Here is a 388-nt window from a genome sequence, read left to right on the forward strand (position 1 = left end):
TGCTGATCTACGGATTGTTGAAGTCGTTGAGCGAGCATTGTCATCAATCATCAAAGGCGCTTTTTCAAGAATCATTGCAGCCGTGTTAATCTTTCCGCAATCCTCAATTTGAGCCTTACCACTTAAAACTTTTCGTAACTCAATTTGACCAATTCCGCTAATCATTCGCTGTGCTATCTGTTTGCCTGACATTTCGATTGACACAAACAACACAGGTAGGTTTTGATTAATCATCATGTCTGCTGCAAAGTTTTGAGCAAGTGTTGTTTTACCCATGCTTGGACGTGCACCAATGATGACTAAGTCACCTTTCCCAACTTCACCAAGCTTGTTGTCTAGCTCAACAAAACCAGTGCGAATACCACCATCAAAAGGAGTGTTGTTATGT

The 388-nt window shown here is 41.2% G+C and carries 1 protein-coding gene; it reads right to left on the minus strand.

The genetic code is table 11. The annotated features are described in order from the left end of the window. The coding region (locus GGG_RS20300; protein ID WP_010118209.1) for a DnaB-like helicase C-terminal domain-containing protein at positions 1-388 on the minus strand (388 nt) is incomplete at both ends.

Source organism: Acinetobacter sp. P8-3-8, from assembly GCF_000214135.1.
Taxonomy (GTDB): Bacteria; Pseudomonadota; Gammaproteobacteria; order Pseudomonadales; family Moraxellaceae; genus Acinetobacter.